Raw genomic sequence first — 13,653 nt, forward strand, 5'->3', positions numbered from 1 at the left:
GTCACCGCGCCATCGGCCCCTTGAAAAGCGTCCCGAAATAATCGCCCTTGTTCCACACCGGCCGCGTATCGGCATCGGCGAGCGCGCGCCCGATCCGGTAGTTCACATCGACGAAGCGCACCCCCTGATCCCACATGATCGGCTGGGTCAGGTCGTCGCCGACCTTGTGATAGCGGTTCTTCATGAAATCCTCGACCGCCGCCTTGCCCGCGCCCTTCTGCCCCGGCCACAGGAACACCGACGGCACGCCCTTCTGGACGAAGCGGAAATGGTCGGATCGCACGAAGATGCCTTCCTCCGGCATCGGATCGGGCGACAGGCCGACGCCGATCTCCTCCACAGCCTTCTGTACGATCGGACCGATCGTCGATCGCTCGGCGCCGAACACCACCATATCCTCGAACTTGTAGGTCAGGATCGGCATATCGAGGTTCACGTCAGCGACGATCGATTTGAGCGGCACAGTCGGGTGGTTGGCGAAGTAATCGGAACCGACGAGCCCCTTTTCCTCCGCCGTCACCGCCAGGAACATCACCGTGCGCCGCGGCGCGGTCGCGCCCTTGAAGCGCTTCGCTTCCTCGATCAGGCTCGCGATCCCGATCGCATTGTCCAAGGCGCCATTGTTGATCCGGTCCCCCGCGCCATCGCTCTTCATGCCGATATGATCGAGGTGCGCGGACAGCACGACCACCTCGTCCTTCAGTTTCGGGTCGCTGCCCGGAATGACGCCAACGACGTTCGACGACCGCGCCGGTTCGAAGCTGGTTTTCGTCGCAACGGATAGCGTGCCGGGCAGCACCTGCGCGCGGAACGCCGCATTGTCCTTCGCCGCTTCCGCCATCACCGCGCTCCACGGCGTCTTCGCGCCGGCGAACAGCTTCGCCGCACCCGCCAGGCTCAGCGTGCCGAGCATCGGCGTGCCGGGCGTGTCGAGGTTACCCGTGCCGTCGGGATTCGCCCACGTCATCCTCATCGCCCGATACCCCTGCGCCGTCCGCGCGAAGGGGCGCGTCTTCTCGGTCTTGGGGCTGGAAAGCATCATGATGCCGACAGCACCGCGGCTCGCCGCTTCCCGCGCCTTGGTCGCGGGCGAGCTGAAGAACGCGCGCTCCTCGCCGTCGAAGCCGGCCGGCGCACCGCCGAAGAACGCGACGACCTTCCCGCGCACATCGACGCCCGTGTAATCGTTGCGCTTGTACTTTGGCGCGTTGATCCCGTAGCCGACAAACACGACGGGCGCAGTCACGCTCGTCTCCGCCTTGGCCGGGTTGGCGGCGGGCACATAATCCTCGCCGAACACCAGCGGCTGCGGCGTCGCGCCGTGCGAAAGCACGAACGTCCCCTCGCCCGCCGCCTTGTAACTGACCAGCGGCACCGCCTGGAGATACCCGCCCTCGTCGCCCGCCGGCTTCAGCCCGGCTGCGTAGAATTGTGCGGCGACGTATTGCGCCGCGATGTCATAGGCCGCGCTCCCCGCCTCGCGCCCCTGCATCGCGTCGGAGGCGAGGAACAGAACATGCGCCTTCATCGCCGCCTGATCGGCGGGCAGCGGCGCCGCGAGCCGCGCGTTCAGCTCCGCCGGCGACGGCGCGTTGTCGGCGAGCGCGGTGCCCGAAAGTGCAAGCAGGATCAGGGGGGCGAAACGGCGCATGCGGGATCCTTGTGAAGAGCGGTGTATCGAGCGCGTAGCACGCCGAACCGCCCGCGCAAGGATTCGGATGGAATGGCCGCGCACGCCGACTATATGTCGGGAATGATCGACGTGCAGACCGCGCCCGCCCAACCGACCGTCACGCGCCGTGAGGCCTACAGCGCGCCCGAATGGCTCGTGCCGGACATCCATCTCGATTTCGATCTCGATCCGGCGGAAACACGCGTGAAAGCGCGGCTGTCGGTGAAACGAAACGGCGCGCACACGGACCCGCTACGGCTCGACGGTGCCGGGCAGCAGCCGCTCTCGGTGATGATCGACGGTGTCGCGGTCAACGACTGGCGGCTCGATGGCGAGACGCTCGTGATCCCGCTGTCGGGCGCTGCACACACGATCGAGACAGAGGTTGCGATCGCGCCGGATCGCAACACGCAGTTGATGGGTCTTTACGCCTCGGGCGGCAATCTGTGCACCCAGTGCGAGGCGGAAGGCTTTCGCCGCATCACCTATTTCCCCGATCGGCCAGACGTCCTCAGTCGCTATGCGGTGCGGATGACCGCCGACAAGGCGCGCTTCCCGGTGCTGCTCGCGAACGGCGATCCCATCGCGCAGGGCGATGCGGATGGCGGCAAGCACTGGGCGGAGTGGAACGATCCCTATCCCAAGCCCTGCTACCTCTTCGCGCTGGTCGCTGGCGATCTCGCGGTCAATCGCGGCACCTTCACCACCCGCTCGGGCCGCGAAGTCGCGCTCGGCATCTGGGTGCGCGCGGCCGACCTGCCCAAGACCGACCACGCGCTCGACGCTCTGAAGACGTCGATGGCATGGGACGAGCGTGTCTATGGCCGGGAATATGATCTCGACGTGTTCAACATCGTCGCGGTCGATGATTTCAACTTCGGCGCGATGGAGAACAAGGGGCTGAACATCTTCAACAGCCGCTACATCCTCGCCGATCCCGATACCGCCACCGATTACGATTATGACGCCATCGCCGCCGTCGTCGCGCATGAGTATTTTCACAACTGGAGCGGCAACCGCGTCACGTGCCGCGACTGGTTCCAGCTGTCCCTGAAGGAAGGCTTCACGGTCTACCGCGACCAGAGCTTTTCCGCCGATCAGGGCAGCGCCGCGGTCAAGCGGATCGAGGATGTCCGCGGGCTTCGTGCAGCGCAGTTCCCCGAGGATTCCGGCCCGCTCGCGCACCCCGTCCGGCCGGAAAGCTATATCGAGATCTCGAACTTCTACACCGCCACCATCTACAACAAGGGTGCCGAGCTCATCCGGATGATGGCGACGATCCTCGGCCCCACGAAATTCCGCGCCGCGACCGATCTCTATTTCAATCGCTTCGATGGCACCGCCGCGACCTGCGAGGATTTCGTCGCCTGCATGGAGGAGGCCGGCGACGTCGATCTCTCACAGTTCCGGCTTTGGTACAGCCAGGCCGGCACACCCCGCGTCTCGGCCAGCCTCGATCACCGTGATGGCGGCGGACGTGCGACGCTGCGTCTGGCCCAGCATGTCCCGCCGACGCCCGGTCAGGACGTGAAGGCGCCGATGGTCCTGCCACTCAAGGTCCGGCTGTTCGGCGCGGAAACCGGCAAGCCGCTGACCGAGGAACAGCTCATCCAGCTCGATTCCGCCGCCGAAACGGTGACGTTCGAAGGCATTGCCGAACGTCCGGTCCTGTCGATCAACCGCGGCTTTTCTGCCCCTGTCGTCATCGAAAGCGATCGCTCCGCGGCCGATCTCGCGTTCCTCTCGGCAAACGACGACGATCCGTTCGCGCGGTATGAGGCAATGCAGCAGCTCATGCTCGATACCCTCGTGGCCGCCACGATCGAGGGTCGCGCCGATCACAAGGCAGTCATCGAAGCGGTATCGAACACGATCGAGGACCCGGAGCTGGACTGGGCGTTCGTCGCCGAAGCCGTACTGCTGCCGTCCGAAAGCTTCATCGGCGATCAGCTGTCGACGGTCGATCCCGACGCGATCTTCCGCGCGCGTGAGGCACTGCGCCGCGACCTAGGGCGCAGTCTCGCCGACCTGTGGCGCCTGGCCTATGATCAGGCGCCCAAGGGGCCTTACACCTATTCGCCCGACGCCAAGGGCAAGCGCCGCCTGCGCGCGGTCGCGCTCGGCTACATCGCCGCGAGCGGCGCCGACGATGCCGCCACCCTTGCCTTTCGCCAGTTCGAGGCGGCGGATAACATGACCGACCGGCAGGCCGCGCTCACGACGCTTGCGAACGGCACGTCGGACGAGCGCGAGGCCGCGCTCGACATCTTCTACAATCGCTACGCCACGAACCCGCTCGTCCTCGACAAATGGTTCCAGACTCAGGCGCTTTCGTCGCGCGACGATACCCCCGCGATCGTCGCGGAGCTTGCCCGGCATCCCGACTTCACGCTCGCCAACCCCAATCGTGCCCGCTCGCTCGTCGGTGCGTTCGGGGTCAACCAGCGCGCGTTCAACGCGGCCGACGGGGCGGGCTATCGCTTCCTCGCCGACCAGCTCATCGCGCTCGACAAGCTGAACCCGCAGACCGCCGCGAAGCTGCTCCCCCCGCTCGGCCGCTGGCGCCGCTTCGACGAAGCGCGCGCGGCGCTCATGCGCGCCGAACTGGACCGCATCGTCCGCACGCCGGGCTTGTCGAAGGACCTGTTCGAGCAGGCATCGAAAAGTTTGGAGTAGGGCCCACACGACGCCCTTCCCCGCTCGCACTAAGCCTGTCGAAATGCCGTACTTCTTTTGCAACTGATGCGGAGAAGGACGGTGCTTCGACAAGCTCAGCACGAACGGAATCGAGGACCTTGGCCGCCCTGTATTCCACCCTCAAAACGGAAATCGCCGCCGACGCTCCACCACGGGCGGCCCCGGTTCCGCCGGCACGATCTCTTCCGACCAGCCATGACTCTCCGTCACCACTGATTCCACAGCGCGCCCAGAAGGATCGCGTGAGGGCCTGAAGCGGAACCGTTCCTCGATCAGCCGGCACGTCGTTGCATCGAGCAGCCGGTTGCCACTCGAATGCCGGATTTGGCAGTCGGTGACACGGCCATTCGGCTGCACGACATAATCGACATAGACGGGCTTGGTCTGATTCCGATCCCCCGCCTCGTCAGGGAAATCGGAATCCTTGAGCTTCCCTCTTATCTGGACCGGCGCGGTGAAGCCTCCATCCCCGTCGCCATCGCCATAGCGTCCGCTTCCGGTCCCGTTGCCGACGCCGCCCGCGCCCGTCCCCGGCCCGACGATATCGGCATTGCCCGAGGTCGCGTCCGCGCCGACGCCGGCCTTCTCCGCGACCGGAATCGGCGGCGGCAACGGGGGCGGAATGACGATAGGCTTGGGCGCCACCACCTGCGTCGCCTTCGATCGCAGATTGGGCGGCGCCGCAGCTCCTTCGGGACGCGTCGAGCGGACGATGTGGGGTTTGGTCGTTTCGCGCGGCGGGGGCGGCGGTGGCGGGGTCACGGCAAAGACCTTGAGGCTATCCTCGACCACCCCGGGCATGTGCATCGCCAGCCCGGTGAACAGGGCGTAGCCGAGCACCGCCTGCACGCCGAGCGCCAGCGCGGCCCCGCGCGCGCGCTCCGTCCTGGAGGGTTGCAGATACGTCGCCATCGTCACGCATGTCGGCCTGCAACACCCGCGATTTCAAGAGGCTGAACCGCCTCAGCCCACGCGTTTCAGCGTCGTCCGATTGCGGGGCAGCCACGCGTCTTTCCCATCCCCGTCCGGATCGACCTCCTTCAACACCGTCAGCATATCGCCGTCGCGGGTCGTCGTTTCGCGCAGCTTGGCCAACCCGTCGCCGTCGCGGGCATGTTCCTGCGCAACGATCGTCCAGTGCGTCGCGTCGCGCGGCGGTGCCGGCATCGAGAGGATCGCGGTGCCGCTCGACAGCGGCTTGCCCTTGCGAAAGCTCGCATAGCTCTCGGTCTCGTTGGTGGTATCGACCAGCGAGATCGTGGTGATGACGACCGCGCCGGTCTTCGGCCCGTCGTCGAAGGTTGCCGTGCGGATCATCGTCGCGCCATCCGCCTGCAGCGCGATCGTGGCGGTCATCGGCAGGCCTTCCCAGCGATTGCTCTGATAGTCGCGATATTCCAGCCGACCGGTCCAGGTCCCCGCCGTGCCCGCAAGCAACGACGCGATACTCGGCGGCGCGACGGTCTGCGCAGTGGCCGGGAGGGCAAGCAGCAGTGAAGCGACAAACAAGCGAAGCATGAAGACCCCCGAATGATCGACGCACAGCCTCTCACGATCGACGGCGTTGCGCGAGCGCAAAGCTGCGCTACCCTCCCGCCCATGCGGGATATCCGAAACATCGTCGTCCTGACCGGCGCGGGCATTTCCGCCGAGAGCGGCATCGCCACCTTTCGCGGCCCCGGCGGCTTGTGGGAGGGGCACCGTGTCGAGGATGTCTGCACGCCGCAAGCGCTCGCGCGCGATCCCGATCTCGTCCACCGCTTCTACGATCTGCGCCGCGCGGCACTCGCCGGGGTAGAGCCGAACCCCGCCCACCGCGCACTTGCCCGCCTCGACGCCGAATGGCCGGGCAAACTTCTGATCGTGACGCAGAACGTCGATGACCTCCACGAGCGCGCCGGTGCGCGGCGCCTGCTCCACATGCACGGCGAGCTACGATCGGCACTATGTGCGGCGTGCGGCGCGCGCATCAAATGGAGCGGCGATCTGCCACCCGACACACCTTGCGCGGACTGTGGCGCGGCGACGCTTCGCCCCGACATCGTCTTTTTTGGGGAGATGCCCTACGCAATGGAGCGCATCGAAGCCGCCCTCGCCCAAGCCGACCTGTTCGTGTCGATCGGTACGTCAGGTGCGGTCTATCCCGCTGCCGGGTTCGTCCAGACTGCCCGCTATCACGGTGCCGAAACGCTGGAACTCAACCTCGATCCGTCGGAAGGCAGCGGGTGGTTCGGCCAGAGTCGCCTTGGTCCGGCGAGCGTGCTGGTGCCAGCGTGGGTGGACGAAGTGCTGCCTTAAAATGTGCTCCCGCGAAGGCGGGAGCCCAGTCTGGGTCCCCGCCTTCGCGGGGACACACGCGCTACTCCACCCAATCCAGCCCGATATCGCGGTAGGTTGCACGGTCTTCGTCCCAGCCGGGCTTGACCTTCACGTGCAGATACAGATGCACCGGCCGCTCCATCAGCTCGGTCAGCTGCGCGCGCGCCTTTGCGCCGATCTCCTTGATCCGCTGCCCGCCCTTGCCGAGGATGATCGCGCGCTGGGTCGGCCGCTCGACGAGAATCTGCTGGTGAATTTCGACCGATCCGTCCGCCCGCTCGTCGAATTTCTCGGTCTCGACGGTGCTCGCATAGGGCAGCTCGGCATGAAGCTGGAGATACAGCTGCTCGCGCGTCACCTCCGCCGCCAGCGCGCGTTCGGTCGCGTCAGACACCTGATCTTCGGGAAAGTGCCACGGCCCCGCCGGCATCGCCTTCGCAAAGGCGCGCTTCAATTCGGGCACGCCGTCGCCTGTTTCCGCGCTCACGAACCACGTCTCCGCGAAAGGAAGAATCGCGTTCAGCTTCTCGGCGTGAACGAGCAGCTTCTCCTTGGTCGCGATGTCGACCTTGTTGAGGATCAGATGCTTTGGTTCGGGCCGATCTTTCAGGCTCTCGGCGATCGCCGTCACCTTCTCCGGCAGCCCGCCCTTCCCGTCGACGACGAGCGCGATGACGTCAGCGCCCTCCGCCCCGCCCCACGCAGCCGCGACCATCGCGCGGTCGAGCCGTCGCCGAGGCTCGAAAATACCCGGCGTGTCGATGAGCAGCACCTGCGTGTCGCCCTCGATCGCAACGCCCATCAGCTTGGCGCGCGTCGTCTGCGCCTTGGGACTGACGATCGCGACCTTCTGCCCGACCAGCGCATTGACGAGGGTGGACTTGCCCGCATTGGGCGCGCCGACGACGGCGACAAGGCCGCAGGATTGGGTCATGTGATTGTCTCGGTGTCAGGCCGCCCTTCGACAGGCTCAGGGCGAACGGATTTTTGAAGATCGCTCCAGCCTTTAGCCGTTCGCCCTGAGCTTGTCGAAGGGCGGCCAGCGCTATGACGATTCCGGGCTAGCAGCGAAACGCGGTCCCAGTCCCCGGCGATCAATGCTTCCTTCTTCGCGCGCGTCCAGCCCTTGATCCGACGCTCCACTTCCAGCGCCTCCAACCGAGTGGAGAAGTCCGCACTCCATACGAGCGAAACCGGCCGGCGATGCTTGGTGTGACCATCAATCGCGCCGGTATGATGCTGGCCGATCCGCGCTTCGAGGTTGTCGGTGTGGCCGCAATAGAAGCTGCCGTCGCCACACCGTAAAAGGTAACACCAGAAGGTCATCCGCCCGACCTCGATTTGCGCGAAGGTCGCCCTTCGACCGGCTCAGGGCTAACGGTCCGGGTCAGGTCCTTCAGCAACGCCGCCGCCGCGGCCGTCTCCGCCTCCTGCTTGCTGGCGCCCGTTGCGGTCGCCTCGGTCAGCTTGGGAATCGCGACACGGATCGTGAAGCGCGGCGCGTGCCCGGGGCCCGAACGGTCCGTGATCTCGTAAACCGGTGGCTTGCGGTTGTTCGCCGCCGCCCATTCCTGGAGCGCGGACTTCGGATGATGCGGCACCGCGGCGTCGGCGAGAATACGGTCTGCCCAAAGGCGGCGGACGACACCGCGCGCAGTATCGAGCCCGGCCTCCAAATAGAGCGCGCCGAGCAGCGCCTCCATCACATCGCCAAGCACATTGTCGCTGTCCGCCGCACCGTCGTCGCGCGCCTGCTTGCCCAGCCGCAGCCGTTCGGGCACGCCCAGCCCACGCGCGACCTCGGCGCAAACAGCGCCGGTGACGAGCGCATTGAAGCGCTTCGACAATTTGCCTTCGCTTTCCTGGGGGAAGACCGCGTAAAGCCACTCCGAAACGGTCAGCCCCAAAACGCGGTCGCCCAGAAATTCTAGGCGCTCATAGGTGTCAGCGGCGCGGCTGCCGTGCGTCAGTGCGCGCTCGAACAGGGCCGGGTCGCGGGCCGTATGCCCGAAGATCGATGCGACCCAATCGGCGACTTTGTTCAAAAGCCCATCCCGATCCGGTGCCAGCGCGCGGCCGAGAACCATGTCCACGGCAGGAACCAATTGGCCGAACCGTCGGTCGAGAAGAAGCCGACCACCGCCTTGCCCTCGATATTCTCCATCGGGACATAGCCGAATCCGCCCGCCGCCTGGCTGAACCGGCTGTCTTCCGAATTGTCGCGGTTGTCGCCCATCAGGAAGACGTGGCCGGCGGGCACCGTATAGACCTCGGTATCGTCGACGATCGTCTGGCCAAGATCGAGAACGTTGTAGCTCTTGCCGTTCGGCAGCGTCTCACGAAACTGCGGGAAGTGGCACACGGTCTGCCCATTCTGCGCCACGCTCTGGAACTGGCCATCGCACGAGAAATTCGGGGTTACCGGCACGATGAAATCGGGCTGTGCGACCTTCGGCACCGGCTTGCCGTTCAGGATGAGCTGCCCGCCACGCATCTGGATCGTATCGCCGGGAATGCCGATCACCCGCTTGATGACGTCATGGTCGTTCGCCGGCGGGCCGCGGAAGACCACCGTATCGCCCGGGGTCGGCGTCCGTCCGAACAGCCGCCCCGGAATCGGCGGGAAGCCGAACGGCAGGCTCCAGCGCGAATAGCCGTAGTTCCATTTCGAGATGAACAGATAATCGCCGATCAGCAGGCGCGGCAGCATCGACTCGCTGGGAATGCTGAACGGCGAAAAGACGAAGCTGCGAAAGATCAGCACGACGAGTGCGAGTTTCAGCAGGAAACGCCACGTGTCGCCTGCCTCCGATCGCTTGGCGGCGGGCTTCGGCGCGGTGGTCGCCGGGGCTGCTGTGTCGGTATCGGTCATCGGGTGTGCGGTTTGCGAGGGCGCGGAACCCGCGTCAAGCGGTGGCGCGTTGTGCGCGGGGACGCTAGAGCGCGCCCATCCCAAATCCGGAGACTCACGACATGGCAGACTGGTCGAAGATCGAGGCGCTTCCCGCGACGAAGCTGGAACAGCTGTTCGCCGACGATGCGGACCGACTGTCTCGCCTCAGCCTCGGTGTCGCCGGCATCCATTTCGACTTTTCCAAGACGCACCTGACCATGGACGCGATTACGGCGTTCGAACAGCTCGCCAGGGAAACGGACCTCGCGGGGCGCCGTGAGGCGATGTTCACCGGCAGCCACGTCAACGTCACCGAGGATCGCCCTGTCGAGCATACCGCGGAACGCGGCGAGGGCCTGCCCGACAGCGTTGCGCGCGCCGGCGCCTATCACGCCCGGATGCGCGCGCTCATCGACGCGATCGAATCGGACGCACTCGGCCCGGTCCGCCACATCCTCCACGTCGGCATCGGCGGCTCAGCGCTCGGCCCGCATCTCCTCGTTGATGCGCTGGGGCGCGAGGACAAGCGTTACGACGTCGCGATCGTGTCCAACGTCGATGGCATCGCGCTGGAGGATGTGTTCGAGCGTTTCGATCCCGCCGCAACGCTGCTGGTGGTTGCGTCCAAGACCTTCACCACGACCGAAACGATGATGAACGCCGAAAGCGTGATCGCGTGGATGACCGAACACGGCGTCGAGGACCCCTATGGCCGCGTGGTCGCGCTCACCGCTTCGCCCGACAAGGCGACCGAATGGGGGGTCGACGAAACCCGCGTGCTCCCGTTCAGCGAGGGCGTGGGCGGACGGTATTCGCTCTGGTCCTCGATCGGCTTCCCGGCAGCGCTGGCGCTAGGCTGGGATGCCTTCGAGCAACTGCTCGATGGCGCGGCCGAGATGGACCGCCACTTCCGCCTCTCAGCGCTGCACGAGAACGCCCCCGCGCTCGCCGCCTTCGCCGACCTCTATTATACGCAGGTCCGCCATGCCGAGACCCGCGCGCCCTTCGCCTATGACGAGCGCCTGCGCCTCCTGCCGAGCTACCTCCAGCAGCTCGAAATGGAGTCGAACGGCAAGGGCGTCACGATCGAGGGCAAGCCCGTGGGCCGTCCGACCGCAGCGATCACCTGGGGCGGGGTCGGCACCGATGCCCAGCATGCGGTGTTCCAGCTGCTTCATCAGGGCACCCACCTCATCCCCGTCGAGTTCATCGCCGTGATCGAGGCGGGCGACACGCTCGACGAGGGCCACCACAAGCAGCTCCTTCTCAACGCCTTCGCGCAAGGCGGCGCGCTGATGAAGGGCAAGCAGGTCGACGATCCCGCGCGCAGCTATTCCGGCGACCGTCCGTCCTCGACGCTGTTGCTCGATCAGTGCGACCCGCGCACGCTCGGCGCGCTCATCGCCTTCTACGAACACCGCGTCTTCGTGAACGGTGTGCTTCTCAACATCAATTCCTTCGACCAGTTCGGCGTCGAGCTCGGCAAGGAAATGGCGAAGGAAGCCGCGAAGGGCGGGGGCGACTTCGACCCCTCGACGAACGACCTCATCAAGCGGGCGTTCGGCTAGATCACCCCACAATGTGCTCCCGCGAAGGCGGGAGCCCAGTCTGGATCCCCGCCTTCGCGGGGATACATCGCGTCCGGAGACCGAAATGCCCGATTACGACTACGACCTCTTCGTCATCGGCGCCGGCTCGGGCGGCACCCGCGCGAGCCGAGTCGCCGCCGCCCACGGCGCGCGCGTGGCCGTCGCCGAGGAATACCGCGTCGGCGGCACGTGCGTGATCCGCGGCTGCGTCCCCAAGAAGCTCCTCGTCTACGGCGCCCACTTCGCCGAGGATTTGAAGGACGCCAGGCGCTTCGGCTGGCAAGTGCCGGACGAATGCGAGTTCAGCTGGACGACGCTGCGCGACAACGTGCTGTCCGAGGTCGATCGGCTCAACACCGCCTACACCAACACCCTAGAAAGCCACCACGTCGAGATCATTCCCCAGCGCGCCACCGTCTCTGGCCCCAACGAAGTAACGCTCGCCGACGGCACGAGGAAGACCGCAGGTAAAATCCTGATCGCGGTCGGCGCGCACCCAGCTGTCCCCACCTGCCCCGGCCACGAACACGGCATCACCTCGAACGAGGCATTCCATCTCGATGCGATCCCAAAGCGCGTTCTGATCGCGGGCGCCGGCTATATCGCCAACGAATTCGCCGGCATCTTCCACCAGTTCGGCGCGCACGTCATCCTCATCAACCGCACCGATGTGATCCTGCGCGGCTATGACGAGTCGATCCGCGACCGCCTGCTCCAGGTCTCGCTCGCCAAGGGGATCGAGTTCAAGTTCAACGCGGCATTCCAGGGCATCGACAAGAGCGACGACGGCTGCCTGACGGTCAAGCTGAAGGGTCACGAGCCGGTCACGGTCGATCTCGTGATGTTCGCGACCGGTCGCCTGCCAAACACCAGGGGACTCGGGCTCGAATCCGCCGGGGTCGAACTGGACGAGGCCGGCGCGATCAAGGTCGACGACGACAACCAGTCGACCTGCCCGTCGATCTACGCGGTCGGCGACGTGACCAACCGCGTCCAGCTCACCCCCGTCGCGATCCGCGAGGGGCAGGCCTTCGCCGACAGCGTCTTCGGGGGCAAACCCACGCGCGTCGATTATGGCTGCATTCCCTCCGCCGTCTTCAGCCACCCGCCGATGGCGGGCGTCGGCATGACGGAGAGCCAGGCCAAACAGACGCTCGGCTCAGTCCGGGTCTATACGTCGGATTTCCGCCCGATGAAGAACGTTCTGGCGAACCGTAACGAACGCGCGCTCTACAAAATGGTCTGCGACGGCGACAGCGGCCGTGTCGTTGGTCTACACATGATCGGCCCCGACGCGCCCGAGATCCTTCAGGCGGCGGCGATCGCGGTCAAGGCGGGCCTCACCAAGGACCAGTTCGACCAGACCGTCGCGCTCCACCCGAGCATGGCCGAGGAGCTTGTTCTATTGCGCTAATTTCCGTCACCCCAGCGAAGGCTGGGGTCTATGGCTCTATCGGGGTGGGGCGTCGGCCAGACATGGACCCCAGCCTTCGGCCTACGGCCGAAGTTTATCCTGAGCGCCTGCCTTGCAGGCAGTCGAAGGGCTGGGGTGACAACGACGCTTACACCCGCGCCCGGAACGGCGTGAAATCGGTATCGCGGTCAAACACGTCGATGCCTTCGCGCCTTTTCAGGAAACCGACGACCGCATAGGTCACGGGCGTCAGTAGCACCTCCCAGCCGACCTTCAGCGCCCACTGGGTGAACAGCACCTTCACGACCAATGCGTTGGTCCACCCCTCCGCGCCCCAGAACGCCAGCGGATAGAAGATCGCGCTGTCCACCGCCTGCCCGGCGATCGTCGATCCGATCGTGCGGGTCCACAGATGCCGGCCGCCCGTCCAGATCTTCATCCGCGCCAGCACGAACGAGTTGACGAACTCCCCCGCCCAGAAGGCGCAGACGCTGGCGAACACGATCCGCGGCACCTGCCCGAAGATCACCTCATACGCCGCCTGGTTCTTCCAGTCGGGCGCAGGCGGCAGCTTGACGACCACCCAGGCCATGAACGCCATGAACACGACCGCCGCGAACCCCGCCCAGATCACCCGCCGGGCGCGCGCATAGCCATAGACCTCGGTCAGCACGTCGCCGATGACGTAGCTGACGGGGAAGAACAGGATGCCCGCCCCGAACGGCCAGTCGCCGATGACCGGCAGGTTCACGACCGCGACCTTGCCGGCGCCGATGACGTTCGACAGCAGCAGGATCGCGACGAACGCCGCCATCACGAAGTCATAGTAACGGAAATTCGCGCCGCCGAGCGTGCTCGCGTCGGTCGCGCGCGGCCTGTCCTGAGCCCCCTCGATCATGGCGAGGTTATGCTGCCGGTTTCACTCGCGCGCAATTGCCGCTAGCAGGGCCGCGGGCGCCCGTAGCTCAGATGGATAGAGCAAGGAGCTTCTACCTCCTTGGTCGGGGGTTCGAATCCCTCCGGGCGCGCCACCAATTCCCGGTTATCCGCGCCAAGTGGTCCGGCGCCG

12 protein-coding genes and 1 tRNA gene are annotated in these 13,653 nt (G+C 66.0%); 5 read left to right on the forward strand and 8 right to left on the reverse strand.

Annotation, left to right across the window (positions count from 1 at the left end):
* Position 1: 1 nt before the first annotated feature.
* Complete coding sequence (locus tag BOS5A_RS10460; protein ID WP_151955062.1) at positions 2-1,651, reverse strand: M28 family peptidase; 1,650 nt, start codon at positions 1,649-1,651, stop codon at positions 2-4.
* 102 nt (positions 1,652-1,753) lie between these two features.
* On the opposite strand from BOS5A_RS10460, the gene pepN reads away from it, so the two are divergent.
* Positions 1,754-4,348, forward strand: a complete 2,595-nt coding sequence (gene pepN / locus BOS5A_RS10465; RefSeq protein ID WP_151955951.1) for an aminopeptidase N — start codon at positions 1,754-1,756, stop codon at positions 4,346-4,348.
* 141 nt (positions 4,349-4,489) lie between these two features.
* Here pepN and BOS5A_RS10470 read toward each other — a convergent pair whose 3' ends face one another.
* A complete protein-coding gene (locus BOS5A_RS10470; RefSeq protein WP_234419300.1) occupies positions 4,490-5,281 on the reverse strand; it encodes a TonB family protein in 792 nt (263 codons plus the stop codon).
* 51 nt (positions 5,282-5,332) lie between these two features.
* Entirely contained in the window at positions 5,333-5,887 is a 555-nt protein-coding gene (locus BOS5A_RS10475; RefSeq protein WP_151955063.1) for a hypothetical protein, read from the reverse strand.
* 81 nt (positions 5,888-5,968) lie between these two features.
* Here BOS5A_RS10475 and BOS5A_RS10480 point away from each other — a divergent pair, with 81 nt between their 5' ends.
* Positions 5,969-6,667 (forward strand): NAD-dependent deacylase, encoded by a 699-nt coding sequence (locus tag BOS5A_RS10480; RefSeq protein WP_151955064.1) that lies wholly within the window; start codon positions 5,969-5,971, stop codon positions 6,665-6,667.
* Positions 6,668-6,728: 61 nt separating this feature from the next.
* Here BOS5A_RS10480 and era read toward each other — a convergent pair whose 3' ends face one another.
* Genes era through lepB form a run of 4 tightly spaced genes read right to left on the reverse strand, consistent with a single transcriptional unit; the run spans position 6,729 to position 9,560 of the window.
* The gene (gene era, locus BOS5A_RS10485; RefSeq protein ID WP_151955065.1) at positions 6,729-7,622 is read right to left on the reverse strand and encodes a GTPase Era; all 894 of its coding nucleotides are present in this window, start codon (positions 7,620-7,622) and stop codon (positions 6,729-6,731) included.
* Positions 7,619-8,014 carry a GIY-YIG nuclease family protein gene (locus BOS5A_RS10490; protein WP_151955066.1) on the reverse strand — a complete coding sequence of 132 codons (396 nt, stop codon included), beginning with the start codon at positions 8,012-8,014 and terminating at the stop codon, positions 7,619-7,621. Before BOS5A_RS10490 ends, era begins: the two co-directional genes overlap by 4 nt.
* Positions 8,011-8,775: a ribonuclease III gene (rnc, locus tag BOS5A_RS10495; protein ID WP_151955953.1), complete on the reverse strand. Its 765-nt coding sequence runs from the start codon at positions 8,773-8,775 to the stop codon at positions 8,011-8,013. Before rnc ends, BOS5A_RS10490 begins: the two co-directional genes overlap by 4 nt.
* Positions 8,730-9,560, reverse strand: coding sequence for a signal peptidase I (lepB, locus tag BOS5A_RS10500; RefSeq protein ID WP_151955067.1), 831 nt, complete (start codon positions 9,558-9,560; stop codon positions 8,730-8,732). Before lepB ends, rnc begins: the two co-directional genes overlap by 46 nt.
* 101 nt (positions 9,561-9,661) lie before the next feature.
* On the opposite strand from lepB, the gene pgi reads away from it, so the two are divergent.
* Positions 9,662-11,149, forward strand: coding sequence for a glucose-6-phosphate isomerase (gene pgi / locus BOS5A_RS10505; RefSeq protein WP_151955068.1), 1,488 nt, complete (start codon positions 9,662-9,664; stop codon positions 11,147-11,149).
* 85 nt (positions 11,150-11,234) lie between these two features.
* Complete coding sequence (gorA, locus tag BOS5A_RS10510) at positions 11,235-12,584, forward strand: glutathione-disulfide reductase (RefSeq protein ID WP_151955069.1); 1,350 nt, start codon at positions 11,235-11,237, stop codon at positions 12,582-12,584.
* Positions 12,585-12,732: 148 nt separating this feature from the next.
* Here the strand turns inward: gorA and BOS5A_RS10515 are convergent, their stop codons facing one another.
* Positions 12,733-13,482: a queuosine precursor transporter gene (locus BOS5A_RS10515; protein ID WP_151955070.1), complete on the reverse strand. Its 750-nt coding sequence runs from the start codon at positions 13,480-13,482 to the stop codon at positions 12,733-12,735.
* A 56-nt stretch (positions 13,483-13,538) separates the two neighbouring features.
* On the opposite strand from BOS5A_RS10515, the gene BOS5A_RS10520 reads away from it, so the two are divergent.
* A tRNA-Arg gene (locus tag BOS5A_RS10520) sits at positions 13,539-13,615 on the forward strand.
* The last annotated feature ends 38 nt before the right edge of the window (positions 13,616-13,653 follow it).

Source organism: Sphingomonas sp. EC-HK361, from assembly GCF_902498785.1.
Taxonomy (GTDB): Bacteria; Pseudomonadota; Alphaproteobacteria; order Sphingomonadales; family Sphingomonadaceae; genus Sphingomonas.